17 protein-coding genes and 8 pseudogenes are annotated in these 26179 nt (G+C 58.3%); 16 read left to right on the top strand and 9 right to left on the bottom strand.

Annotated features, from left to right (window positions below; all coding sequences use genetic code 11):
* Positions 1–151: 151 nt before the first annotated feature.
* Positions 152–797 (bottom strand): annotated as a pseudogene (locus ABOC21_RS26250) (autotransporter outer membrane beta-barrel domain-containing protein).
* A gap of 158 nt (positions 798–955) precedes the next feature.
* Between ABOC21_RS26250 and tag the strand changes: the two are divergent.
* Complete coding sequence (gene tag / locus ABOC21_RS26245; RefSeq protein WP_426813815.1) at positions 956–1537, top strand: DNA-3-methyladenine glycosylase I; 582 nt, start codon at positions 956–958, stop codon at positions 1535–1537.
* Positions 1515–1961 (top strand): N-acetyltransferase, encoded by a 447-nt coding sequence (locus ABOC21_RS26240; protein WP_426813814.1) that lies wholly within the window; start codon positions 1515–1517, stop codon positions 1959–1961. The genes tag and ABOC21_RS26240 overlap by 23 nt, the downstream gene beginning before the upstream one ends.
* Here the strand turns inward: ABOC21_RS26240 and ABOC21_RS26235 are convergent.
* Positions 1924–4255: pseudogene (locus tag ABOC21_RS26235) on the bottom strand (molybdopterin guanine dinucleotide-containing S/N-oxide reductase). The gene ABOC21_RS26240 and the pseudogene ABOC21_RS26235 sit on opposite strands and share 38 nt — an antisense overlap.
* A gap of 158 nt (positions 4256–4413) precedes the next feature.
* Here ABOC21_RS26235 and ABOC21_RS26230 point away from each other — a divergent pair.
* From ABOC21_RS26230 to ghrB, 6 genes and pseudogenes are all read left to right on the top strand, one after another.
* Positions 4414–4571 (top strand): annotated as a pseudogene (locus tag ABOC21_RS26230) (hypothetical protein); the annotation flags it as partial.
* 54 nt (positions 4572–4625) lie between these two features.
* A complete protein-coding gene (locus ABOC21_RS26225) occupies positions 4626–5642 on the top strand; it encodes a LacI family DNA-binding transcriptional regulator (RefSeq protein WP_426813813.1) in 1017 nt (338 codons plus the stop codon).
* 110 nt (positions 5643–5752) lie between these two features.
* On the top strand, positions 5753–6502 hold the full coding sequence (locus ABOC21_RS26220) for a sugar phosphate isomerase/epimerase family protein (RefSeq protein WP_426813812.1): 750 nt from the start codon (positions 5753–5755) through the stop codon (positions 6500–6502).
* Between the two features lie 3 nt (positions 6503–6505).
* Positions 6506–7445: pseudogene (locus ABOC21_RS26215) on the top strand (sugar kinase).
* A 100-nt stretch (positions 7446–7545) separates the two neighbouring features.
* Positions 7546–8826, top strand: coding sequence for an MFS transporter (locus tag ABOC21_RS26210; protein WP_426813811.1), 1281 nt, complete (start codon positions 7546–7548; stop codon positions 8824–8826).
* Between the two features lie 24 nt (positions 8827–8850).
* The gene (ghrB, locus tag ABOC21_RS26205) at positions 8851–9822 is read left to right on the top strand and encodes a glyoxylate/hydroxypyruvate reductase GhrB (RefSeq protein WP_426813810.1); all 972 of its coding nucleotides are present in this window, start codon (positions 8851–8853) and stop codon (positions 9820–9822) included.
* A gap of 98 nt (positions 9823–9920) precedes the next feature.
* Here the strand turns inward: ghrB and ABOC21_RS26200 are convergent, their stop codons facing one another.
* Positions 9921–10631 (bottom strand): DUF3053 domain-containing protein, encoded by a 711-nt coding sequence (locus tag ABOC21_RS26200; RefSeq protein ID WP_426813809.1) that lies wholly within the window; start codon positions 10629–10631, stop codon positions 9921–9923.
* 392 nt (positions 10632–11023) lie between these two features.
* Between ABOC21_RS26200 and ABOC21_RS26195 the strand changes: the two genes are divergently transcribed.
* A complete protein-coding gene (locus ABOC21_RS26195; RefSeq protein WP_426813808.1) occupies positions 11024–11314 on the top strand; it encodes an HTH-type transcriptional regulator in 291 nt (96 codons plus the stop codon).
* Between the two features lie 261 nt (positions 11315–11575).
* Positions 11576–11788 (top strand): transcription antiterminator/RNA stability regulator CspE, encoded by a 213-nt coding sequence (gene cspE / locus ABOC21_RS26190; RefSeq protein WP_004868803.1) that lies wholly within the window; start codon positions 11576–11578, stop codon positions 11786–11788.
* Between the two features lie 101 nt (positions 11789–11889).
* On the opposite strand, the pseudogene ABOC21_RS26185 reads toward cspE, so the two are convergent.
* Positions 11890–13510: pseudogene (locus tag ABOC21_RS26185) on the bottom strand (ABC-F family ATP-binding cassette domain-containing protein).
* A gap of 398 nt (positions 13511–13908) precedes the next feature.
* Between ABOC21_RS26185 and ABOC21_RS26180 the strand changes: the two are divergent.
* Complete coding sequence (locus tag ABOC21_RS26180; protein ID WP_426813807.1) at positions 13909–14118, top strand: YdgH/BhsA/McbA-like domain containing protein; 210 nt, start codon at positions 13909–13911, stop codon at positions 14116–14118.
* An 87-nt stretch (positions 14119–14205) separates the two neighbouring features.
* Complete coding sequence (locus tag ABOC21_RS26175; RefSeq protein ID WP_426813806.1) at positions 14206–14394, top strand: hypothetical protein; 189 nt, start codon at positions 14206–14208, stop codon at positions 14392–14394.
* 98 nt (positions 14395–14492) lie between these two features.
* Here the strand turns inward: ABOC21_RS26175 and glyS are convergent, their stop codons facing one another.
* The 3 genes from glyS to ABOC21_RS26160 form a co-directional block, all read right to left on the bottom strand.
* The gene (gene glyS, locus ABOC21_RS26170) at positions 14493–16562 is read right to left on the bottom strand and encodes a glycine--tRNA ligase subunit beta (protein WP_426813805.1); all 2070 of its coding nucleotides are present in this window, start codon (positions 16560–16562) and stop codon (positions 14493–14495) included.
* 9 nt (positions 16563–16571) lie between these two features.
* Positions 16572–17483 carry a glycine--tRNA ligase subunit alpha gene (gene glyQ, locus ABOC21_RS26165; RefSeq protein ID WP_004126458.1) on the bottom strand — a complete coding sequence of 304 codons (912 nt, stop codon included), beginning with the start codon at positions 17481–17483 and terminating at the stop codon, positions 16572–16574.
* A 137-nt stretch (positions 17484–17620) separates the two neighbouring features.
* Positions 17621–17926, bottom strand: a complete 306-nt coding sequence (locus tag ABOC21_RS26160) for a YsaB family lipoprotein (RefSeq protein ID WP_426813804.1) — start codon at positions 17924–17926, stop codon at positions 17621–17623.
* Between the two features lie 179 nt (positions 17927–18105).
* Here ABOC21_RS26160 and ABOC21_RS26155 point away from each other — a divergent pair, with 179 nt between their 5' ends.
* Positions 18106–19101, top strand: a complete 996-nt coding sequence (locus ABOC21_RS26155) for an acyltransferase (RefSeq protein WP_426813803.1) — start codon at positions 18106–18108, stop codon at positions 19099–19101.
* Positions 19102–19127: 26 nt separating this feature from the next.
* On the opposite strand, the pseudogene xylB reads toward ABOC21_RS26155, so the two are convergent.
* Positions 19128–20583: pseudogene (gene xylB, locus ABOC21_RS26150) on the bottom strand (xylulokinase).
* Positions 20584–20670: 87 nt separating this feature from the next.
* Positions 20671–21994: pseudogene (gene xylA / locus ABOC21_RS26145) on the bottom strand (xylose isomerase).
* 372 nt (positions 21995–22366) lie between these two features.
* Here xylA and xylF point away from each other — a divergent pair.
* From xylF to xylH, 3 genes and pseudogenes are all read left to right on the top strand, one after another.
* Positions 22367–23359 carry a D-xylose ABC transporter substrate-binding protein gene (gene xylF, locus ABOC21_RS26140; protein ID WP_426813802.1) on the top strand — a complete coding sequence of 331 codons (993 nt, stop codon included), beginning with the start codon at positions 22367–22369 and terminating at the stop codon, positions 23357–23359.
* Positions 23360–23424: 65 nt separating this feature from the next.
* Positions 23425–24966, top strand: a complete 1542-nt coding sequence (locus tag ABOC21_RS26135) for a xylose ABC transporter ATP-binding protein (RefSeq protein ID WP_426813801.1) — start codon at positions 23425–23427, stop codon at positions 24964–24966.
* Positions 24944–26126 (top strand): annotated as a pseudogene (gene xylH / locus ABOC21_RS26130) (xylose ABC transporter permease XylH). Before ABOC21_RS26135 ends, xylH begins: the two are co-directional and overlap by 23 nt.
* The last annotated feature ends 53 nt before the right edge of the window (positions 26127–26179 follow it).

Below are 26179 nucleotides of genomic sequence, written 5' to 3'. Positions count from 1 at the left end.
ACCACGGCGCGCCAGTTCTGTGATCGCTAAGTTAAAGCGTCGGACTAAACGTGCTACATATGGACGACATAATTAACATTACGGCAGCAAAATAGCCGCGGCGCGTTCGCCTGACGATCTTATGCCAGCGGCGAGGTCGGCGAAAAACGCTTTAGAAATTGGCGCTGACCCCCATCAGGTACTGATAGTTTGCCCCGGTTGGCAGGTTATCCGCCTGCGAAAGCGCCGCCCACGCCGCAAGGTGCGAATTGAGCGACATATCCGCCCCAAAGGTGACATCCCGCCAGCCGCCGTCCTGAGTACGGGTTGGCCAGGGCAGCTCGGAGGCGAGCGCCTGGTTGTAGCTCACCTGCGCCCACGGATGAATCCCCCACAGTCTGCTGATAATCCACGCGCCAGCCGAGCGTATTCACGTAGCTACTTTCCGCAGCCCGGCGAACGGGAGGCGGCTGCAGCAGATCGCTGCGTAAGCTTGCCACCGGCCCTGACGTCACGCCGTTGGCTAAGGTAAAGTTCCAGCCCACGCTCATGCCGCGGCCGGTATCCGGCGGCGCCAGCCCCTGGTTGAGGGCCAATCCGGCGGCGTTGCCGGTCGAATTGATGCGCTCGGCCAGAATGTCCTCATAGCGCGGTTGGTGATCGCTATCCCACGTATAGCGTTCAGGGGTATTACTTTTTGTATCGATAGCGATATATTCCTGTTGCCAGGCATGCGCCCCACAGACGCACGATACCCATACGGATACGCATGCCGGGAGGAAGTATCCCCACAAGCCATTGCATTTCTTTATTATCATTAAAGCGACTCCATAAAGAGCCAAACCGGAAGTATTGCTGTGTTTTTTATGGGATCTGATACCCCTGTATTTGGGAGTGATATCCCTGTATTAACTATTATCTTTATCTTTCAGCCGTCAAGGTGAACGCGTAAGTTTTATTGCTAAGGGAGACAGACATGCAGCGTTGCGGATGGGTTAGCCAGGACCCGCTCTATATCCAGTATCACGATAGAGAATGGGGCGTAGAGCAAAGAGATGCCCACAAGCTGTTCGAAATGATCTGCCTTGAGGGCCAGCAGGCCGGGCTTTCATGGATTACGGTGCTAAAAAAACGTGAAAACTATCGCCGGGCGTTTCATCAGTTCGACCCGGTTCGCGTCGCCGCGATGGACGAGGCCGACGTCGAGCGTCTGCTGCTGGACGCCGGTATTATTCGCCATCGCGGTAAAATTCAGGCCATTATCGGCAACGCGCGGGCTTTTCTTGCGATGGAAGAAAAAGGCGACTCCTTCGCTGATTTTGTCTGGTCCTTTGTCGACAATCGTCCGCAGATATCGCACGCCGCTACGCTGGCGGAAATCCCCACGACGACCCCCGCCTCCGATGCGCTGTCGAAAGCGCTGAAAAAACTCGGCTTCAAGTTTGTCGGTTCGACTATCTGCTACTCCTTTATGCAGGCCTGTGGGCTGGTGAACGATCACGTCACGGGCTGTTTCTGTTACCCCGGAGGTGCGGATGATCCGCAAGTGGGAAGCTAAAGAGTTCCGTCCGCTGCTCGCGCTATGGCTGGAAAGCACGACTCAGGCGCATCCGTTTATTAAAGAGACGTACTGGCATGAAAGCGTCGCGGTCGTGCGCGACGTTTACCTTCCCGCCGCCAGCACCTGGGTGTGGGAAGAAGACGAGGAGATAAAAGGCTTTATCAGCGTTCTGGAATCACGCTTTGTCGGCGCGCTTTTCGTCGCGCCGCAGGCGGTCCGCCGGGGGATCGGCAGCGCGCTGCTGAACGAGGTCAAGCGGCACTATGCCTGGCTGAGCCTCGAGGTGTACCAAAAAAACGTCCGGGCGGTGGATTTTTACCATGCGCAGGGCTTCCGGATAGAAGACTGCGCATGGCAGGACGATACCCTGCAGCCGACGTGGATTATGCGTTGGCCGGCGGATCAAACGCCGTTAACGTAAGCGCCGGACCGGCGTATTTTTCCAGCCACGCCAGCGCCGTGTTGCCTGCGCAGCCGTTACCCAGGCGCGAGGTTGGAATATCTTTGGTCAACACGTTCACCGCGCCGTTTTTACAGATCCCCGCCTGCGGGTCGATATCGGGCCAGGCCCCCTCGTGCAGGCAGATAACCCCGGGGCGGATCCCTTCCGTCACCACCGCTCCGGCCAGAACCTGACCGCGCGAATTCCATACCCGCACCAGATCGCCGTCGGCAATCTGCCGCGCCTCGGCATCCAGCGGATGAATGGTCAACGGCTCGCGGCCGGCCACCGCGTACTGCTCCCGCAGCGTCGTATGATTCAGACTGGCTGTGCAGGCGATGGGCCGGATGGGCGGAAAGCACCTGCAACTGGCCCGGCTGCGCGCTGCCGTGCCATTCGTCCGGCGCCAGCCACATCGGGTGCGGCGGGCAGTCGGGATAGGCAAAACCGGCAATCGTCGGCGAGTGGATCTCAATTTTTCCGCTCGCCGTTTTCAGCGGATTAGCCTGCGGATCGGCGCGGAAAGCGGCAAAGCGGGCGAAACGGGCGTTGTCGGGGTTTTCCGGCATTTCGATAAGCTGATTATCCTGCCAGAACTGCTCGAACGGCGGCAGCGTAATCTGCTGGCTCGCCCCGCGCTGAGCCGCGATGCGGTAGAAGCTTTCCAGCCACTGGAGGTCGCTTTTCCCTTCGGTAAAACGGGCGCGGCCGCCCTCTTCCCAGCGCTCGCTAAGATCGGCAAACACCTCAAAGTCATCCCGGGCCTCGTCGCGCGGCGCAACCACGCGCTTCATCGGCACCAGATGCTGGTTGCTGTAATCGCCGGTCATGGTCATATCGTTGCGTTCAAACGAGGTCGTTGCCGGCAGGACGATATCGGCATGGCGGGCCGCGGCGGTCCAGAAGCACTCCGAAATGACGATAAGCTCCGGCTTCTGCCAGGCGCGGATCAGCCGGTTGGTATCCTGATGATGGGTAAAATTGGCGCCGCCCGCCCACCAGATAAAGCGAATATCCGGGAAGCATCGGTCCATGCCGTTGTGCTGATACGGCGCGCCGGGGTTCTCCAGCGCTTCGACAATGCGCGCCACCGGAATTTTTTCTACCGCCTCAATGCCGTCCGCCACGCAGCCCTGCATCGAGGCCAGCACCGCCGCCCGGCGGGTCGGATTGCCGCCGTTGGCGAAGTGGTAGGAGAGGCCAAAACCGCCGCCGGGGGTGCCAATCTGCCCCAGCATCGCGGCCAGCGTGACCAGCATCCAGTGCTTCTGCTCGCCGAACTGCTGCCGCTGCATACCCCAGCCGGACATCAGCATGGTGGTATTTTCGTGGAAAAGTTGCGCCAGTTCGCGGATTTTATCCGCACTTACGCCGCAAATTTCCGCGGCCCACTCGGCGGTTTTCGCCACGCCGTCGCTCTCGCCGGTCAGGTAGCGGGCAAAAATCTCATAGCCGCTGGTATAGCGTCCAAGGAACGCATCGTCCTGCCAGCCGTTTTCGACCAGGGTACAGGCGATACCGAGCATCATCGCCACGTCCGTTCCCATATGCGGAGCCACCCAGTCGATATCCTCGCCAAAGAAATCAACGGTTTCCGATCGCATAGGATCGATGCAGATCACCCGCTTGCCGCTCTTACGCAGCCGATCGAACCATGTCACTCCCTGCTCATCGGAGGCGTTCCAGGCAATTTTTAGCGTATTCAGCGGATTAGCGCTCCACAGCACCACCACCTCGCTATGCTCCAGCACCATCGGCCAGCTGGTTTGCTGTTGGTAGACCTCATTTCCGCCCACCACGTACGGCATTATTGCCTGCGCCGCGCCGGTGGAGTAATCCCCGAGGTGGCCGGTATAGCCGCCGGCCAGGCTCATATAGCGCTGCAGCAGCGTCGCCGCTTTATGCAGTACGCCGTTTGAACGCCAGCCGTAGGAGCCGGCAAAAATGGACGTCGGGCCGTAGCTCTCCCGGATCCGCCGATGCTGAGCATGAATAAGATCCAGCGCCTGCTCCCAGCTCACCCGGACGAACTCATCCTGTCCGCGTACGCCCTGCGGGCTATCCGGCGAGGCCAGAAAGCCTTTACGCACCATCGGGTAGCGCACGCGGGTCTTGCTATGAACCTGGTCCCGCACGGCGGTTTGCAGAGAGTTAGCGAAGGAAGTTTCCAGCGCGCCGCGGGAAGAGAGGACATTTTCACCATCGGTTTCAACCAGCATCGGTCCCCAATGGGCCGCGGTGAGGATGGTTTCAGTTGCAGATGAGGTTGGCAAAGCGGGCTCCTGGTCAGCGAATGCAGGTGTGGTGACGGCCTGTTATCGACCGTTCGATTGTGGCTTACAATATCCGGGGAATTTTCTCCACATCCGGGCGTCATAATCAACCGTCACGCGTGCTATGACAAAGAATAAAATGGATTAAGGAAATAATCATCGCCGCCAACCGAATCCGCACCCGCGGCGTGGCCCGGCCAATCAGGTTGCCGGCGACGGCACGGCGGAAGGCAAAGCGCAGAACCGTCGCGTGGAAGTGCCCCAAACCCCGCCCTGCTCCGCCCGCCAGGAGGCGCTTACCGGGCAAAATGCTTGATATAGCGAATTTTCGCGCTAAGGTGTTCTCCAGATTTCAGCAAAGGAAGCCATCATGGCGAAAGCGGCGCGAGCAACCATTAGCGATGTGGCAAAAGCCGCAAAAACCGGTAAAACCAGCATTTCACGCTACCTCAACGGCGAAAAGCATCTGCTTTCCGATGACCTGCTGGCGCGCATTGAAAAAGCGATTGCCGAACTTAACTATCGCCCCAGCCTGATGGCTCGCGGCCTTAAGCACGGCCGTACCCGGCTGATTGGCCTGATCATCGCCGATATTACCAATCCCTACTCGGTTAACGTGCTTAGCGGCATCGAGGCCGCCTGCCGCGAGAAAGGCTTCACCCTGCTGGTATGTAATACCAACAACGAGCTGGATCAGGAGCTGCACTACCTCGACCTGCTGCGCAGCTATCAGGTTGAGGGGATTGTGGTCAACGCCGTCGGCATGCGCGAAGAGGGCCTCAATCGCCTGCAGCAGTCGGCGCTGCCGATGGTGCTGATCGACCGAAAAATTCCCGATTTCGCCTGCGACGTGGTCGGGCTGGATAACGCCCAGGCCGCCACCACCGCCACCGAACATCTGGTGGAAAAAGGCTTTGAGGCGCTGCTGTTTCTGAGCGAGCCGCTAGGCTCCGTCAACACGCGACGCGAGCGCCTGAGCGCTTTTCGCGCCACCATCCAGCGCCACATCGGGATCGTCGCGGAAAATGCCGAAGTTCCGCTCAACGACGGCGCGCTGCTGGACAACGTGCTGCGCCAGTTTCACTCCGGCCATCGCGGAATGCGCAAAGCGGTTATCTCCGCCAACGGCGCCCTGACGCTGCAGGTCGCGCGTTCGCTGAAGCGGGTCAACCTGATTTGGGGAAGCGATATCGGCCTGCTCGGGTTTGACGAGCTGGAGTGGGCGGAGCTGGCGGGCGTCGGGATCACCACACTCAAACAGCCGACGTGGCAAATTGGCTACGCCGCCGTTGAACAGGTGATACGCCGCATCGAAGGCGGCCATGAGCCGATCTGTGAACGGGTATTTTCCGGGGAGCTGATCGTCCGCGGATCGACCTCCCGTTAGCTCGCCTTCGTGATGGTGATCATAAATTAGACATCCTCCGCTTTCCTTTGGAACCGGTCCCATATAGCGTAATAGAGAGATTCGCTACAGAACCACCGGGAGTTTGTCAGATGGCCAGAAAAATCATTGTCGTGACCGCCGCTTATGGCCACGATCGCGTCAGAGCGCTTGGCGGGCAGTCCGCCGTACTGCCGTTTATTGCCGGTTCCGGCGCCGACGGCGTGGAGATCCGCCGCGAGCTATTCAGCCCCGGCGAGCTGAGCCGGCTGCCCGCGCTCGCCGCCGAGATAGAGAGCCACGGCCTGCTGGTCTGCTACTCCGCGCCGGAAGCCCTGTTTGCCGCCGACGGCTCGCTTAACCCGAATCTCGCGGCGCTGCTGCAGGAAGCGCAAACCCTCAACGCCTTATGGTTAAAACTCTCCCTCGGCCACTTCATCCATAACAACCAGCTGGAAACCCTGCGCCACACGCTGCAGGAGAGCGGGATGGCGCTGGTCGTGGAAAATGACCAGACCAGCTGCGGCCAGCTGGCGCCGATGCAGCGCTTTAAAGCCATCTGTCGGGTCAATAACCTGCCGGTGACGCTGACCTTTGATATGGGCAACTGGCTGTGGGTCGGCGATTCGCCGGAAGAGGCCGCCCGCCACCTCGCGCCCGCCGTCAGCTATATTCACGTGAAGGCGGCCCAGCCGCATCGCGAGCAGTACCGCGCCGTGCCTCCCGATGAGGCCGCTCCGCGCTGGATGGCGCTGCTGGATAACCTGCCTGCCGACGCCCCGCGCGGTATCGAATTTCCGCTGATCGGCCATGACCTCACGGCCGTGACCCGCCGCTATGTCAACCTTTTACGCGAGGATTAAGCCATGGAAAACAGCCTGGATGTCATTACCATCGGCGAAGCGATGGCCATGTTTGTCGCGACCCAAACCGGGGACCTCGCGGAAGTAGAATGCTTCATCAAACGCGTCGCCGGCGCGGGAGCTGAACGTCGCCACCGGCCTTGCCCGTCTGGGGCTGAAGGTCGGCTGGGTCAGCCGCGTCGGCGAGGATAGCTTCGGCCGTTTTGTCCTTAACTCGCTGGCTAAAGAGGGGATTGACGCCCGCGGCGTGACCACGGACAAGCGCTACGCCACCGGCTTCCAGATGAAATCTAAAGTCGAAAATGGAACCGATCCCATCGTGGAGTATTTCCGCAAAGGATCGGCCGCCAGCCACCTGTCGCCGGATGATTTCCACCCCGATTACTTTACCAGCGCCCGCCACCTGCACCTGAGCGGCGTCGCCGCCGCGCTGTCGGAGAGTTCATATGCGCTGCTGGATCGCGCCGCCGGCGCGATGAAGGCCGCGGGAAAAACGATCTCGTTCGACCCCAACCTGCGGCCGGTGCTGTGGAAAAGCGAAGGGGAGATGGTGGAAAAGCTCAATCATCTGGCTTTCCAGGCCGACTGGGTTTTACCCGGCCTGAAGGAGGGAACGATCCTGACCGGTCAGCAAACGCCGGAGGCTATCGCCGACTTCTATCTCAACCGCGGCGTGCGCGCCGTGATTATCAAAACCGGCTCCGACGGCGCCTGGTATAAAACGGCCGCGGGCGAGCAGGGTGCCGTCGCGGCGATAAAGGTCGATAACGTCGTCGATACCGTCGGCGCGGGCGACGGCTTTGCCGTCGGGGTCATTAGCGCCCTGCTGGAAGGCAAAACGCTGGAACAGGCGGTACGACGCGGGAACAAAATCGGCTCGCTGGCGATTCAGGTTCAGGGCGATAGCGAAGGATTACCGACGCGCGAAGCGCTGGGCGAATAACGTTTAATGCAACGATCGTAGCCACTCTGTACCCTACATACAGCGCGGCATAAGACACCTTTCTATCGGTGAGTGTTACCTCACATACAGAGGCAAGCCTATGAACAGCTTAACCAATGCAACAAAACGCTGGTGGTACATCATGCCTATCGTGTTTATCACGTATAGCCTGGCGTATCTCGACCGTGCCAACTTCAGCTTCGCCTCCGCGGCGGGCATTACCGAAGATTTGGGGATCACTAAAGGTATCTCGTCGCTGCTGGGCGCCCTTTTCTTCCTCGGCTACTTCTTCTTCCAGATCCCCGGGGCAATCTATGCTGAACGCCGCAGCGTGCGAAAACTCATTTTTATCTGCCTGATCCTGTGGGGCGCCTGCGCCTCGCTGACCGGCATGGTGCACAATATTCCGGCGCTGGCCGCTATCCGCTTTATTCTCGGCGTTGTCGAAGCCGCGGTGATGCCCGCGATGCTGATTTACATCAGCAACTGGTTTACTAAATCCGAACGCTCGCGCGCCAATACCTTTTTAATCCTCGGTAATCCGGTCACGGTGCTGTGGATGTCGGTGGTTTCCGGCTATCTGATTCAGTCCTTTGGCTGGCGCGAGATGTTCATTATTGAAGGCGTTCCGGCGGTGATCTGGGCCTTCTGCTGGTGGGTACTGGTAAAAGATAAGCCGTCGCAGGTGAGCTGGCTGTCGGAGAGCGAAAAAGCCGCGCTGCAGGAGCAGCTGGAGCGCGAGCAGCAGGGCATCAAAGCCGTACGTAACTACGGCGAGGCCTTCCGCTCGCGTAACGTCGTTCTGCTGTGCATGCAGTACTTTGCCTGGAGTATCGGAGTATACGGCTTCGTGCTGTGGCTGCCGTCAATTATCCGCAGCGGCGGCGAAAACATGGGCATGGTCGAGGTTGGCTGGCTCTCCGCGGTGCCTTACCTGGCGGCAACGATTGCGATGATCGTCGTCTCCTGGGCCTCGGACAAACTGCAGAACCGCAAGTTGTTCGTCTGGCCGCTGCTGCTGATTGGCGGGCTGGCCTTTATCGGCTCCTGGGCCGTCGGCGCGAACCACTTCTGGACCTCTTATACCCTGCTGGTGATCGCCGGCGCGGCGATGTACGCTCCCTATGGTCCCTTCTTCGCCATCATCCCGGAGATGCTGCCGCGCAACGTCGCCGGCGGCGCGATGGCGCTGATTAACAGCATGGGCGCGCTGGGCTCCTTCTTTGGCTCGTGGTTTGTCGGCTACCTGAACGGTTCGACCGGCAGCCCGGCGGCCTCGTACATTTTCATGGGAGTGGCGCTTTTTGTCGCGGTATGGCTTACTTTAATTGTTAAGCCTGCTAATAATCAAAAACTCCCGCTTGGCGCTCGTCACGCCTGACATCCTAATACTACGGAGATCCGTATGAAGCCGTCCGTTATTCTCTATAAAACGCTTCCCGACGACCTGCAGCAACGTCTGGAAAAACACTTTGCCGTCACCCGAGTGAAAAACCTGAGTGCCGAAACCGTCGCGCAGCACGCCGAGGCGTTTGCCCAGGCCGAAGGCCTGCTGGGCTCCAGCGAAAAAGTTGATACCGCGTTACTGGAGAAAATGCCCAATCTGCGTGCGGCCTCAACGGTCTCCGTGGGCTACGACAACTTCGACGTTGCGGCGCTGAACGCGCGCAGGGTCCTGCTGATGCATACGCCCACCGTGCTGACCGAAACCGTTGCCGATACGGTGATGGCGCTGGTGCTCAGCGGCTCGCGCCGGGTGGTGGAAGTCGCCAACCGCGTGAAGGCGGGCGAATGGACCAAAAGCATCGGCCCGGACTGGTTCGGCAGCGATGTGCACCACAAAACGCTAGGTATCGTGGGAATGGGGCGCATCGGCATGGCGCTGGCCCAGCGCGCGCACGCCGGCTTCGGGATGCCGATTCTCTATAACGCGCGCAGCCAGCACCCGCAGGCGGAAGAGCGCTTCAACGCCCGCTACTGCGATCTGGATACGCTGCTTGCGGAAGCCGATTTCGTCTGCCTGATCCTGCCGCTGACCGCTGAGACTTATCATCTTTTCAATGCGGAGAAGTTCGCCAAAATGAAGCCCTCCGCCATCTTTATTAACGCCGGGCGCGGCCCGGTCGTCGATGAGAAGGCGCTGATTGCCGCGCTGCAGAACGGCGAAATTCATGCCGCCGGTCTCGACGTGTTTGAACAGGAGCCGCTGGCTCATGACTCTCCGCTGCTCAGCATGCCGAACGTCGTCGCGCTGCCGCATATTGGTTCCGCCACGCATGAAACGCGCTACAACATGGCGGCCTGTGCGGTGGATAATCTGATTGATGCGCTGCAGGGCAACGTCGATAAGAACTGCGTGAATCCGCAGGTGAAATAGACAGGAAAGGGGCATTCCCGCCCGGCTGAGCGCTGCGTCAGCCGGGAAGAAACCCGGGTAACGGCGCGCTAAACGCCTTCCCCGGGCCTGGGCAGCGGTTAGCGCGTCGCGTTAACTGCCGCAGTCCACGCCTGATTGAAGGCCTGGTGCTGAGCCGCCAGCGGGCCAATCAATGCGTTGTACTGGCTGGCCTGCTGCGAGGTCGGGAACTGAATCCCGTTTGCCGCGAAGCTCACCTGCGTACTTTGCTGAGCAACAAAATCACCAACCTGCACCAGCTGCTGAGTAAAGACCTGCGCCGCAGGGATCAGCGGCTGCAGGGCATTTGCCGGCGCGGTAACCACTTTGTTGTAAACCTGGTCAAAGACCGGCTTCAGATCGTCACCCTGCTTCAGCGCGCTATGTGCGCCGTCGGCCTGCATTTTGGCATTTTCCAGCTGCTGGCTCAGCACGCCCAGCGCGCCGTTTGCCTGACGCAGCGGCTCACGCTGGGTGATATAGTCCTGCGGGACGCGAATCGCGTTCACGCTGTCTACCACCGGGCGCAGACCCGCGTCCATCGCCTGACTTACCTGCTGCGAATAGCCGTAAATCACCGCATAATCGGACACAAATGGACCGAACTGTTTTTTCTGATCGGCGGTCAGCGTCGGCAGACGTTCGCCGCTTCGCATCGCCGTATTTTGCAGGAAGTCGATGAACGCTTTGCGCTGATCGCCTTCTTTATCAAAACACCCACTCAGGCTAACCACCATTAATAAGGCCGCAACAGCCGCAAACCAGCGAGAGCAGGACTTTCCTGTCGCCATTTTTTTACTCCTTTCAGCCAAAAAAAGCGCAAACAGACACACACGTGCCAGACGCTGACAAGGATAGTCCAGGTCGGCCTCGCAGGATACACTTTCCTGACAATCTTGCGCAGGAAATAGCCCGCTGGCGGTGTTTTATCGCCGTTGCTATGCAAGGCGGCGGGGAGCCGCTGGCCTCACTTTTACACTATCGTTTACAAATATTTTCCAAACCCACGCGTATGATGATTAATCATTGGCTTACCCCAGGCTCCCGCCGGGCTGCCCGGCCGCAAAAGAAAGTCTGCTGGCATATAATCACCCCCGGAATCGTTCTTCACGCTTTTTTCTGACTATTCTTAAGAGGACTCAACAAACCCTACCCTTTACTGTGCAACAGAAAGGAGTCCTCAATGGAATATAAAGATCCGATATTCGAATTGCTTAGCAGCCTGGAACAAATTGTTTTTAAAGATATTCCCCGCACGACCGCCTCAACGCTCAAGCCAACCGCGTTCAGCGAATTCGACCGGCTGCGTAAAGGAACCGGGCTGAAAATTGACGATTTCGCCGATGCCATGGGCGTCAGCGTAGCGATGGTGCAGGAGTGGGAGTCAAGACGCGTTAAGCCCTCTTCTACCGAGCTCAAGTTAATGCGCCTGATCCAGGCTAATTCGAAGCTTTCAAGGCAGGTTCTCGAGTAAAGTTCTATAATCTTACTGGACACTGATTACGGTCCTGCTTCAGGACCGTTTTAATTCCTATGAAAAAAACGTTTGCTATCGCATCTCAAAAATGAGTTAATGCTCGCAGGTTTGATGTACAGACCACAGAGCATTAGTATAGAGTAGTCCTTGAGCGGTTATCCTAGATACCCCGGTAGTGAACTTTCCCTTTATAGCTTCAAATCTGTAGTCCAGACCGTATCGCCGAAAGGTTCATTTATTATTTAAAGGTATTTCGCTATGTCCGGTAAAATGACTGGTATCGTAAAATGGTTCAACGCTGATAAAGGTTTCGGCTTCATTACTCCTGATGACGGCTCTAAAGACGTGTTCGTACACTTCTCCGCTATCATGAACGATGGCTACAAATCTCTGGATGAAGGTCAGAAAGTTTCCTTCACCATCGAAAGCGGCGCTAAAGGCCCGGCAGCTGGCAACGTTACCAGCCTGTAAGCTTAAATAAGCTCAGAATTTAAGATCCCTGCCTGATGGCGGGGATTTTTTTTATCTGAACATCAGAAAACCGCCACGTCGCATGGCGGTTTTTTTGGCTTTTAGCTCGTCTCAAAATGCCAGCCGCCGTCCCGCCACGCTAAAACGTGGGTGAGCTTCAGCCCCTGCAGGAAAGCCTCATCATGCGACACAACCAGCATCGCACCGGGAAACCCAGCCAGCGCCGCTTCAATAGCCTGAGCAGAGGCTAAATCAAGATGGTTAGTCGGCTCATCGAGCAGCAAAAGCTGGGCGGCGTCTCGCCGCCACAGTACGCAGGCCAGCGCCGCTTTCAGACGTTCTCCCCCGCTCAGCATCGCCAGCGGCAGATTGATTTTATCCGCTCCCAGTCTGCAGCTGCGCAAGCCGGCTGCGCAGTACGCCCTCCTCCAGCGGCGTATCGTCAAGATTAAGGTGCCTTAAAACCGATAGCGACAGCTCCAGCTGCGTCAGGTGCTGATCCAGCCAGGCCGCATGAACCGATAGCCGGCACTCGCCAGAAAGCGGCGGCTCGAGACCGACCAGCGTTTTCAGTAAGGTGGTTTTTCCACAGCCATTAGGCCCGCGCAGCGCAACGCGCATCGGCCCATCAAGACGCCAGCTAAGCGGCGCCGCCGCCGAGTGCGCCAGCCGTAAAGCCTCCAGCGTCAGAACCTGTTTACCGGCGGCGATCTGACTCCCCGGTAGAGTGAACATCACCGACGCCTCATCTTCTACCCGCTCGTACGCCTGGGCGACGGCGGTATTGAGGGCGCTATTTTGTTCCCGATGTTGCCGCTGGAGCGTCCCGGGGCGCTCCTTCGCCGCGCCTTTGTACTTCACGCGTTCAAACGAGGCAATATTCAGCGTATCAACAACCCGCAGCGTCTGCGCAGATCGCCGCTGGCTGGCATCATGCTCTTTTTGCATCCGCGCCCGGGTGCGACGGCGTTCTGTCGCGGCATGCTCCAGCGCGGCACGTGCGGCCTGCTGTTCGGCATCACGCTGCTGCCGATAGTCGGCGTAGTTCCCGCCGTAGCTTCGCAGCGCCGTCGGCGTGAGCTCAAGGATGCGCGGCATCCGCGCCAGCAGCTCACGATCGTGACTGGCGATAATTCCCCCGCCGCGCCAGCGCTCAAGCTGCCGGTACAGCCATTGGCGGCCCTGCCGGTCGAGGTGGTTTGTCGGCTCATCCAGCAGCAAATAGCCCGCGCCTGAGAGAAAGGCCCCGCACAGCAGCGCTTTCACCCGCTCGCCGCCGCTCAACGACGACGCGGGTCGTTCGGGAGAGAACGCAGGCAGGCCGGCATCCGCGAACGCCGCGCTCAGACGCTCGTGCAGATCCCAGAAACCATCCAGGCGCTCAACGTCGTCAGCCTGTCCTTCTCCGCGCTCAAGCCGCCGCAGGGCGGAGAATATAGGCTCATAGCCCAGCAGGTTGGCCAGCGTGGTAGCGGAAGCAATGGCCGGATGTTGGGCAACGTAAGCCAGCGAGGTAAAGCGTTCGATATGTCCGCCGGAAGGAGAATCAGCGCCCGCCAGCAGCCGAAGCAGGCGCGTTTTGCCGACGCCATTACGGCCGACCAGGCCGCAGAACGACCTCTCCAGCGAGAGATTTAGCGGGCCAAATAGCGTGTCTCCTGTCGCAAACTGACAGGTGAGCTGATGCAAAATAAAAGCGGGGGATTGGGCACAATGGACCATAAGCACTCCTGAATGAAATCGATACTTCCCCTGCCGCACGTGGCGCTGGCAAGGAGTGAATTCAGCAGGCGTGGTTATCCATTTTCAGTGTGCTCTCAGTAAGACGAGGGATTCGTCGGGACACAGAATAGCCACAGCGACAACCACATTTCAAGACTATTTTTTCCGCGCTCGCGGCGATACGGGGCAAAAATAGCCGCGCCGCCGGGCAAACTGACCGACGCACTTATCGTCGATCATGACGATTAGCCCCGAGGTTTTATCGATCAAAACTCATTCTATTTTTTTGAATGATATGCGCAAATTGTTCCGATTTTAATCACCCGCCGATCGGCCTATTATTTATCACATCAAGGAAAAACGCCCTACTACAGACAAACAACCTCAGGAATACGATCATGAAATCAATCAAAACTTTAGTTGTAGTTACCGCACTTTCTATGATGTCCTTCGGCGCATTCGCTCAGAGCATCAGCACCACCGCCTCCACCCTGGATCGCGCAGAAGCCAAAATTGCCGCCCAGGCCGCCGAGCAAGGTGCGTCCTACAAAATTACCAGCGCCCAGTTCAACAACCGCGTTCATATGACCGCAGAGCTGACTAAATAAATCTCGTTGATGGCTCTCTTAGAGAGTGTCGGCCGCCGGAACCCGCTACACAGGCGACAACAACAGCACGATGAAAAGGAATAGAAGATGAAAAATATCAGCGTGATGACCGCCCTGTTTCTGGCAGCCTCACTGTCGACCGGCGTCATGGCGGCAGAACGTCATGCCGTACCGCCGGAAGCGGGCTCAAACATCGATACGTCGGCGCATCAAAACCGCATTAACGTCAGCCATGCTTTCGACAAAGAGGGCCTGACGGCAGGCAACCTGGAGTAATTAAGGGCCAGCCTGCGGGCAACGAGATTGCTCCATGAGCGTCTTCGCGCCATAAAAAAACCTGCCGGAAGGCAGGTTTTTTTGTTGCCAAAAGGCGCTTACTGCAGCAGAGAAATATCCGCTACCTGCAGGAAGAGCTCGCGTAGTTTGGACAGCAGCGTCAGGCGGTTGATACGCACGTCCCGATCTTCGGCGTTCACCATCACGTTCTCAAAGAACTCATCTACCGGTTCACGCAGGGAGGCGAGCTCGATCAGCGCTTCCTGGTAGCGGCCTTCGGCGAAGAACGGCTGCAGCTTATCGCGCAGCACGACCAGATGGGTCGCCAGCTTGATCTCTGCGGCCTCTTTCAGCACCGAGGCGTGAACGGTATCGCTCAGCGTCTCTTCAGATTTTGCGAGGATGTTGGAGACGCGCTTGTTGGCTGCCGCCAGCGCCGAGGACTCTTCCAGCGTGCGGAAGTGCGAAACCGCCTTCATGCGCGCATCAAAATCAGCCGGACGGGTTGGGCGACGCGCCAGTACCGCCTGAATGGTATCAACGCCGTAGCCTTCGTCCTGATACCAGGCGCGGAAGCGACCGAGCATAAAGTCGATGACGTCATCCACAACCCTGGCGTTAGTCAGCTTGTCGCCGTACAGATGTACCGCTTCTTCGGTGAGAGTTTGCAGATCCAGATTCAGGTTCTTCTCAACGATGATGCGCAGCACGCCCAGCGCGGCGCGGCGCAGCGCGAACGGGTCTTTGTCCCCTTTCGGATGCTGACCAATGCCGAAGATACCGGCAAGCGTATCCATCTTATCGGCAATCGCCACCGCGCAGGCAACCGGGTTAGACGGCAGATCGTCGCCGGCAAAGCGCGGCTGGTACTGCTCGTTCAGCGCCACGGCAACGTCTTCCGCTTCGCCATCATGACGCGCGTAGTGCATGCCCATAACGCCCTGGGTATCGGTGAACTCGAAGACCATATTGGTCATCAGGTCGCACTTCGACAGCAGGCCCGCGCGGGTCGCGTGGTTAACGTCCGCGCCAATCTGACCGGCAATCCAGCCGGCAAGGGCCTGAATACGGTCGGTTTTATCGCGCAGGGTGCCCAGCTGCTGCTGGAACAGGACGGTCTGCAGACGCGGCAGATGGTCTTCCAGGCGCTTTTTACGGTCGGTATTGAAGAAGAATTCGGCATCCGCCAGACGCGGGCGCACCACCTTCTCGTTACCGGAGATGATCTGCTGCGGGTCTTTGGATTCGATGTTGGCGACGAAGATGAAGTTCGGCAGCAGTTTGCCGTCTTCCGCGTAGACCGGGAAGTACTTCTGGTCACCTTTCATGGTGTACACCAGCGCTTCTGACGGTACCGCGAGGAATTTTTCTTCGAATTTCGCCGTCAGCACCACCGGCCACTCCACCAGCGAGGTCACCTCTTCCAGCAGGCTTTCGCTCAGATCGGCGCTGCCGCCGATGTTGCGCGCTGCGGCTTCGGCGTCGGCTTTAATGGTGGCTTTACGCGCTTCGTAGTCAGCAATAACTTTGCCGCGCTCCAGCAGGATTTGCGGGTACTGGTCGGCGTTATCGATGGTGAATTCCGGCTCGCCCATAAAGCGATGGCCGCGAATGACGCGATCGGAGTCGATACCGAGAATGGTCGCCGGAACGACTTTGTCGCCCAGCAGCAGGGTCACGGTGTGAACCGGGCGTACGAACTGCACGTCCGACGCGCCCCAGCGCATCAGTTTAGGGATCGGCAGTTTGGAAAGCGACGTCGCGACCATGTTCGGCAGCAGCGCTTCCGCGCTTTCGCCTTGCACATGGGCGCGATACAGCAGCCATTCGCCTTTATCGGTCGCCAGACGTTCGGCCTGCTCGACGGTGATGCCGCAGCCGCGCGCCCAGCCTTCGACCGCTTTGCTCGGTTTACCTTCGGCGTCAAACGCCGCAGAAACCGCCGGGCCGCGCTTTTCGATTTCACGATCCGGCTGGGAAGCGGCCAGATTGGCCACCTTCAGCGCCAGACGACGCGGGGCGGCAAACCATTCAACGGCGCCGTGGGCGAGGCCCGCGCTGTCCAGCTCGGCGGTAAAGTTCGCAGCAAAAGATTCAGCCAGGCTGCGCAGGGCTTTTGGTGGCAGCTCTTCGGTGCCGATCTCCACCAGGAAAGTTTTCTCAGACATGGCCGCCTCTTATTTGTTTTTGTTGCACATCGGGAAGCCAAGGGCCTCACGGGAAGCGTAGTAAGCTTCCGCCACCGCTTTCGTCAGGGTGCGGATGCGCAGAATATAGCGCTGACGCTCGGTGACGGAGATGGCTTTACGCGCATCCAGAAGGTTGAAGCTGTGGGCGGCCTTCAGAATACGCTCGTAGGCGGGCAGCGGCAGCGGATTTTCCAGCGCCAGCAGCTGCTGAGCTTCTTTCTCATACTGCTCAAAGCAGGAGAACAGGAAATCCACGTCGGCGTATTCAAAGTTGTAGGTTGATTGCTCGACTTCGTTCTGATGGAACACGTCGCCGTAGGTCGTTTTACCCAGCGGGCCGTCGCTCCAGACCAGGTCGTAAACGCTGTCTACGCCCTGAATGTACATAGCCAGACGCTCCAAACCGTAGGTGATCTCGCCGGTAACCGGCTTACACTCCAGACCGCCCACCTGCTGGAAGTAGGTGAACTGCGTCACTTCCATACCGTTCAGCCACACTTCCCAGCCCAGACCCCAGGCGCCCAGCGTTGGGTTTTCCCAGTTGTCTTCCACGAAGCGGATATCATGAATAGTCGGGTCCATACCCAGCTCTTTCAGAGACCCAAGGTACAGCTCCTGAATGTTGTCCGGCGATGGCTTAATGACCACCTGGAACTGATAGTAGTGCTGCAGGCGGTTCGGGTTTTCGCCATAGCGACCGTCGGTCGGACGACGCGAAGGCTGCACATAGGCGGTCGCCATCGGCTCTGGCCCCAGCGCGCGCAGGCAGGTCATTGGATGGGAGGTGCCGGCGCCAACTTCCATGTCCAGTGGTTGAACAATGGTGCAGCCCTGACGAGCCCAGTAATCCTGTAAGGTCAGGATCAGGCCCTGGAAGGTCCTGGTATCAAACTTTTGCATATTATTTCGTGCTGGATACGTGTGGATTTAAAGGAAGGGATCAGTATACCCGCTGGCTGCGAGATATACAGTACGAAACGGCGTTGTTTAAGCAAAATGGGGGAAATTCACGCCATCATGCGCCGGCTGCGGGGCATTTAGCGCATCGAAAGATGTAAAAACTGGCCGTCCGGATCGAAAGAACAGATAAAACGCTCATTCTGCTCGGTATGGCCCGACAGCTCATAGCTTCCCTGGAACTGTTCAAAATGGCTGACGTCAACCAGCCTCGCCCCGGTGCTGTAGCGCCTTGCCGCCTTATCCTTACACAGCTGCTCCATATTCAGGGTAATTTGCGGCGTAATTCGCGCTCTTTGCGCTTTTTGTAGCGGCTGGGACGGCGTCTGGCTGCAGCCGGCAAGCACCAGCAGCAGCGCTCCAGCCAGGAAATATTTCATCACCATTATCGTCAACCGCCTTGTTAGCAAATTGTTATCGTGCAGATTACGTGAAATCGCCCGGACATTGTGCGAATCTCTCCACATCTCTACAAGCATGCGGCGGAAAACTCAGAATATTCTATTGCGACACCGCCGTATCAGGGAAGTCAGACCCTGTTTAAGAAGGAACCACTGAGGTACTGATGCAGGAAAAAATAAACTGGATTACGAGCCTACGCGGTATCGCATGCATGATGGTGGTGATGATCCACAGCACAACCTGGTACATCACCCATCCCCACGCCATCAGCCTGGTGGAATGGGATATGGCCAACCTGCTCAACTCCGCCTCTCGCGTCAGCGTCCCGCTCTTCTTCATGATGTCAGGGTATCTGTTTTTCGGCGAACGCAGCGCCCGGCCGCGGCACTTTCTGCGCATAGTGCTGTGCGTGCTGTTTTACAGCGCCCTGTCGCTGCTCTACATCTCGCTGTTTACCCATATCAACGTCGAGCTCTCGCTAAGAAACCTGCTGCAAAAGCCGGTGTTCTATCACCTGTGGTTTTTCTTCGCGATTATCGTCATCTACCTGCTCTCGCCGCTCATTCAGGTTAAGCAGATCAGCGGCAAGATGCTGCTGGCGCTGATGCTGGTCATCGGCATTCTCGCCAATCCCAATATGGTGAGCGTAAAAGCGGGCGGTATCGAATGGCTGCCGCTCAATCTCTATATCAGCGGCGATGCCTTTTACTACGTGCTGTACGGCGTGCTTGGCCGGGCGATTGGCATGATGGAGACGGATAAAAAATGGCTGACTCTGCTGTGCGCCGCGCTGTTTGCCAGCGCCGTCTGGGTGATATCACGCGGTACGCTGCACGAGCTCAAGTGGCGCGGCGACTTCGGCGATACCTGGTATTTATACTGCGGTCCGGCGGTGTTTGTTTGCGCGGTATCCCTGCTGACGCTGGCGAAAAATACCCTCAACGTACGTCAGATCCCCGGCCTGGCGCTTATCGCCCGCCACTCGCTGGGGATCTACGGCTTCCACGCGCTGATTATCCACGCGCTGCGGGCCAGCGGCCTCGAGCTCACCCGCTGGCCGCTGCTGGATATTCTGTGGATCTTTAGCGCCGCGCTGCTGGGCAGCCTGCTGCTGTCGGCGCTGGTGCAGCGCATCGACACGCGGCGGCTGGTGAGCTAGCGCAGCGCTAAAATCCGCTTTCGCCGCTACGACATCAGCGGCAGGAGCTGCTGATAAATCTGGCGGAACGTTTCGCGACGCGGAGCATAGCGCGCGAAGCGTTCGCTATCCGGAAGGTGAGCCTGTTCCAGCGGCAGCTGAGGCAGCAGGTCTGAATACGACGCGCCTTTATGCAGCGCCAGCTGCGCTAATCTCGCGGCGCCCAGCGCCGGCCCGACGTCGCCGCCGGTGCGGTAATCCAGCTGCTGTCCGCTGATGTCGGCCAGCATCTGCCGCCACCAGGAGCTGCGCGCGCCGCCGCCAATCAGGGTAATGCTCTCGGGCTTAATGCCGCAGGCGTGGACCGCATCCATCCCGTCCGCCAGCGCATATCCCACGCCTTCCAGCACCGCGCGCGCCAGCCTCCGCCGGGCCATGCTGATGGGTCAGGCCGAAAAAGACGCCTTTCGCCTGCGGATTGTTATGCGGCGTCCGCTCGCCGGAAAGATAGGGCAGAAACCACACCGGGCCCGCGCTCTCTTGCGCCGATTCGGCCGCGCCGATCAGCGCCGGAACCGTACCGAGGCCGGTCAGCTTCGCCGCCCAGTCAAGGCAGGATGCCGCGCTGAGCATAACCGACATCAAATGCCAGCGCCCTGGAAGCGCGTGGCAGAAACTGTGCACCGCGCTTTCGGGCTTGCTGAGAAAACCCTCGCTGACGGCAAAGTAAACGCCGGAGGTGCCCAGCGATAGCATCGCCTGTCCCGCATCCGCCATCCCCACGCCGACGGCCCCGGCGGCATTATCGCCGCCGCCGGCCACCACCAGCGCCTGGGGCATATTCCACGCCGCGGCGATAGCCGGGCGCAGCGCTCCTGTCACTTCGCAGCCCTCAAATAGCGCGGGCATGTTATCGCGGCTCAGGCCGCAGGCGGCGAGCATCTCGTCGCTCCAGTCGCGCTTTGCCACGTCCATCCACATCGTCCCGGCAGCGTCGGACATATCGCTGGCAAACTCGCCGGTCATGCGTAAACGGAGAGAATCTTTCGGCAGCAGGACCTTATCAACCTGGCTGAAAATATCCGGCTCGTGTCGCGCAACCCATAGCAGCTTCGGCGCCGTAAAGCCGGGCATCATCAGGTTGCCGGCGATCTGCCGCGACCGCGCCACCCGCTCTTCCAGCAGAGTGCACTCTTCGCCGCAGCGCCCGTCGTTCCATAAAATGGCCGGACGCAGCACCCGCTGCTGCTTATCCAGCAGCGTGGCGCCATGCATCTGCCCGGCGATACCGATAGCCTTCACGTCGCGCAGGGCGTGCTGCTCCTCCAGCGCTTTGATCGCGCCATCCGTTGCCTGCCACCAGTGCTCGGGATCTTGTTCGGACCATAGGGGGTGCGGGCGCGATACGCTGAGCTTTTCGGTATGCGAAGCCAGTACCTCACCCTGCTCATCGAGCAAAATGGCCTTCACGCCCGAGGTACCTAAATCAATCCCGATATACATACAGACTCTCCTGAACGGCGCGCCACGGCTGAACGTGGCGCGAAAGCGTGCTAAATAGCCTATGCCCGGACGCGCCGGGCGCTATCATCACTTATCAAAAAGATAATGATTCACCAGATTTTCCAGCTGCTCCTGGTGGCCGCTCTGATGCTGCGGCGCCAGATTATGCTGCGTGGCATGCTGAGCAATTTCCTTCAGCGTCATCTGCCCCTTGAGGATTTGCTGGCCCAGATCGCCGTTCCAGCCGGCATAGCGTTTTGCCACGCGCTTATCCAGCCCGCCGTCTTCAATCATGCGCGCCGCCACTTTCAGCGACAGCGCCATCGTATCCATCGCCCCAATATGACCATAGAACAGGTCGTACTTATCGGTGCTTTGACGACGCACTTTGGCATCAAAATTCAGCCCGCCGGTAGTGAAACCGCCGGCCTTGAGAATCTCATACATCACCAGCGCGTTTTCTTCCACGCTATTCGGGAACTGATCGGTATCCCAGCCCAGTCTGCGGGTCGCCGCGGTTGGCATCGACGGAGCCAAACAGGCCCAGCGCGATAGCGGTGGCAATCTCGTGGTGGAAACTGTGGCCTGCCAGGGTCGCGTGGTTCGCTTCGACATTCAGCTTGATCTCTTTTTCCAGACCGAACTGCTTGAGGAAGCCATAGACGGTGGAGGCGTCGTAGTCGTACTGGTGCTTGGTCGGCTCCATCGGCTTCGGCTCAATCAGCAGCGTCCCCTGGAAGCCGATTTTATGTTTGTGCTCGACCACCAGCTGCATAAACCGGCCAATCTGCTCGCGCTCCTGGCGCAGGTCGGTGTTGAGCAGCGTTTCATACCCTTCGCGGCCGCCCCACAGGACGTAGTTTTCCCCGCCCAGCTTGTGGGTGGCGTCCATGGCGCTCACCACCTGAGTCGCCGCCCAGCTGAACACCTCCGGATCCGGGTTGGTTGCCGCTCCTGCGCCGTATCGCGGGTTAGTGAAGCAGTTCGCGGTGCCCCACAGCAGCTTCACGCCGCTATGCTCCTGTTTTGCCGCCAGCACATCGACCATTTGCGCGAAGTTGTTCAGGTATTCTTTCAGCGACGCGCCTTCCGGCGAGACGTCAACGTCGTGGAAGCAGTAGTAGGGAACGTTCAGCTTGTGGAAAAACTCAAAGGCGACGTCGGCTTTACGTTTTGCCATTTCCAGGGCGTCGCCCGGCTGCTGCCACGGACGGTTGAAGGAACCGACGCCAAACATATCGGCCCCGTTCCAGCAGAACGTGTGCCAGTAGCAGGCCGCAAACCGCAGGTGCTCTTCCATGCGTTTGCCCAGCACCAGCTCATCCGGATTATAGTGACGGAAAGCCAGCGGGTTAGTGGATTTAGGGCCTTCATAACGAACGCGATCGAGTTGATCGAAATAGGTTTGCATAATGAACTCCATATTCAGGGATGCGGCGGGTAATAAGTCATAAGCCAATATAGAATTGCTGTTTTACTTTCCTCAATTACGTTATTTCACACCGCGATTGAGAGAATCCGCAAACGTGCGCCAGATCGCATAAACACCCCATCAATTCGTTATTTATAGCGTATCCCAATGAAAAACAGGGACAATCCCTGAGGCTCTGATGATTAAAATAAGATCGCGGTCATAAATCAGCAAATAAACTAAATTTCATAACGCCAAAATAAGCACAGGTAATTGCCAGCGCCCTTTTCCACGTTAAGAATCTTCAACGTATCAGGCCGTCTTCCTTTACCGCTTGTGTTATCCTGCAATTTACAAAAAGGTATTATTATTATGAAGATAAAGAACCTTTGCCTCACGCTCTGCGCTTCACTCATTCTGACCAGCATGGCGGGTATTGCTAAAGAAGTTAAAATTGGTATGGCTATTGACGATCTGCGCCTGGAGCGCTGGCAAAAAGATCGCGATATTTTTGTCAACAAGGCCGAATCATTAGGCGCAAAAGTATTTGTGCAGTCTGCTAACGGTAATGAAGAAACGCAGATGTCGCAAATTGAAAATATGATAAACCGCGGCGTCGACGTGCTGGTTATTATTCCTTACAACGGTCAGGTTTTAAGTAACGTTATTAAAGAAGCGAAGCAGGAAGGAATCAAAGTCCTCGCCTACGACCGTATGATTAATAACGCAGATATTGATTTCTATATTTCCTTCGATAACGAAAAAGTCGGCGAAATGCAGGCCCAAAGCCTGGTCAATAAAGTGCCCGAGGGCAATTATTTCCTGATGGGCGGCTCGCCTGTTGATAATAACGCCAAGCTCTTCCGCGCCGGGCAAATGAAGGTGCTCAAGCCTTATATTGATAGCGGCAAAATCAACGTTGTCGGCGATCAGTGGGTCGACGGCTGGCTGCCGGAAAACGCGTTAAAAATTATGGAGAATGCGCTGACCGCCAACAATAACAAAATTGATGCGGTAGTGGCCTCAAACGACGCCACCGCCGGCGGGGCAATCCAGGCGTTAAGCGCCCAGGGGCTGGCGGGGAAAGTGGCGATCTCGGGTCAGGATGCCGACCTTGCGGGCGTGAAGCGCATTATCTCCGGTACCCAGACGATGACGGTTTATAAACCCATCGTGACGCTTGCCACCACGGCGGCAGAAATTGCCGTCGAGCTCGGTAACGATAAGGCGCCGCACGCCGACGCGACCTTAAATAACGGGCTGAAGGACGTCCCGTCACGGCTGCTGACGCCAATCGAAGTCAATAAAGACAACATCGAGCAAACGGTTGTTAAAGACGGTTTCCACAAAAAGAGCGAACTGTAATCCCCGACGCCCCTTAGCGGGGGCGTTATTCTCGTCCAGCCGGATATCGCTTATGCGGAGCATCTATGTCCTGGTTACTTGAAATGAAGAACATTACCAAATCTTTCGGCGCGGTGAAGGCCGTTGATAATGTCAGCCTGCGGCTTAACGCCGGGGAAGTTGTCTCATTGTGCGGCGAAAATGGTTCCGGCAAATCCACCCTGATGAAGGTGCTGTGCGGCATTTACCCGCACGGCAGCTATGAGGGCGAGATTATCTTCTCTGGCGAAACCCTGCAGGCCGCCCATATTCGCGATACCGAGCGTAAAGGCATCGCCATCATTCACCAGGAGCTCGCGCTGGTAAAACACCTAACGGTGCTGGAGAATATTTTCCTCGGCGCGGAAATTTCCCGCCACGGCCTGCTGGATTATGAAACCATGACCCTACGCAGCCAGAAGCTGCTGGCTCAGGTCAATTTAGCGATCTCGCCCGATACGCGCGTCGGGGATTTAGGCCTTGGCCAGCAGCAGCTGGTTGAAATTGCCAAAGCGCTCAACAAGCAGGTGCGCTTACTGATTCTCGATGAGCCCACCGCTTCATTGACCGAACAAGAAACGGCAATCCTGCTGAACATTATTCGCGATCTGCAAAACCACGGCATCGCCTGTATTTATATCTCTCACAAGCTCAACGAAGTTAAAGCTATCTCCGACACCATCTGCGTAATCCGCGACGGCCAGCATATTGGCACCCGCGACGCCAGCGGCATGAACGAAGATGACGTCATTACCATGATGGTCGGCCGCGAGCTTACCGCCCTTTACCCCAACGAGCCGCATACCCGCGGCGACGAGATTTTGCGCGTCGAGAATTTAACCGCCTGGCATCCGGTCAACCGTCATATCAAACGGGTGAACGATATCTCCTTTTCGCTACATCGCGGCGAAATTCTCGGCATTGCCGGGCTGGTCGGCGCCGGGCGTACCGAAGCCGTTCAGTGCCTGTTTGGCGTCTGGCCGGGGCGCTGGGAGGGGAAAATCTATATCGACGGCCAGCCGGTGGCGATTCATCACTGCCAGCAGGCGATTGCCCACGGTATCGCCATGGTGCCGGAGGATCGCAAAAAAGACGGCATCGTGCCGGTAATGGCGGTTGGCAAGAACATCACTCTGGCCGCGCTGGACCAGTTTAGCGGCCCGCTAAGCAGCCTCGATGACGCCGGGGAGCAGCTGTGCATTCAGCAGTCTATCCAGCGGCTGAAAATCAAAACCTCGTCGCCGGATCTGGCCATCGGCCGACTCAGCGGCGGTAATCAGCAGAAAGCGATCCTCGCCCGCTGCCTGCTGCTGAACCCGCGCATTTTAATCCTTGATGAGCCCACCCGCGGCATCGATATCGGCGCGAAATACGAAATCTACAAGCTGATAAACCAGCTGGTGCAGCAGGGGATCGCCGTTATCGTTATCTCGTCGGAGCTTCCGGAGGTGCTCGGGCTCAGCGATCGGGTGCTGGTCATGCACGAAGGCAAACTGAAAGCCAACTTAATCAACCAGGGTCTGACCCAGGAACAGGTAATGGAAGCCGCACTGAGGAGCGAACACCATGTCGAAAAACACGTCGTCTGAGATAAAACTGGCCCCATCAGCCTCCGCCACCCTGCCCGGATTAAAGGGCCTGAATCTTCAGGTTTTCGTCATGATCGCCGCCATCGTGGTCATCATGCTGTTCTTTACCTGGGTTACCGACGGGGCCTACCTAAGCGCGCGCAATATTTCGAACCTGCTGCGGCAGACGGCCATCACCGGCATCCTCGCGGTGGGGATGGTCTTTGTGATTATTTCCGCCGAGATTGACCTCTCCGTCGGCTCAATGATGGGGCTTCTCGGCGGCGCGGCGGCCATCTTCGACGTCTGGCTCGGCTGGCCGCTGCCGCTCACTATCCTCGTGACGCTGGCGATGGGGCTGCTGCTGGGCGCGTGGAACGGATGGTGGGTCGCCTACCGTAAAGTGCCCTCGTTTATCGTCACCCTCGCCGGCATGCTGGCGTTCCGCGGGATACTGATCGGCATCACCAACGGCACCACGGTCTCCCCGACCAGCCCGGCGATGTCGCAAATCGGCCAGAGCTACCTGCCGGACGGCATTGGCTTCGGTATCGGCGTCGTCGGCATGGCCGCTTTTATTATCTGGCAGTGGCGCGGTCGCCTGCGCCGCCAGGCGTTGGGGTTAACCACCTCCGCCGCAACCGCTACCGTCGGCCGCCAGACCCTTACCGCCGTTTTTGTTCTCGGCGCAATCTGGCTGTTGAACGACTATCGCGGCGTCCCTACGCCGGTGCTGCTCCTCGCCGCGCTGCTGCTGGCAGGGATGTTTATGGCCACCCGCACCGCCTTTGGTCGGCGGATTTACGCCATCGGCGGCAACCTTGAGGCGGCCCGCCTGTCGGGGATCAGCGTCGAGCGAACTAAGCTGGCGGTGTTCGCCATCAACGGCCTGATGGTCGCCATTGCCGGGCTGATCCTCAGACTCGCGGCTGGGGGCCGGCTCGCCGTCCGCGGGCAACATCGCCGAACTGGACGCCATCGCCGCCTGCGTTATCGGCGGCACCAGCCTTGCCGGCGGCGTAGGCAGCGTGGCCGGCGCGGTGATGGGGGCCTTTATCATGTCGGCGCTGGATAACGGCATGAGCATGATGGACGTCGCCACCTTCTGGCAGTACATCGTTAAAGGCGCCATCCTGCTGCTGGCGGTGTGGATGGATTCCGCCACCAAGCGGCGCACCTGACGCTCCGGACAGCAGAATGCCCGAATTATTTGCGCTACCGCCGGATTTCCGCA

The organism is Klebsiella sp. WOUb02 (assembly GCF_050058015.1).
GTDB lineage: Bacteria > Pseudomonadota > Gammaproteobacteria > Enterobacterales > Enterobacteriaceae > Klebsiella.
The sequence above is the reverse complement of the archived record's forward strand: the minus strand, read 5'-3'. Positions and strand labels throughout refer to the sequence as shown.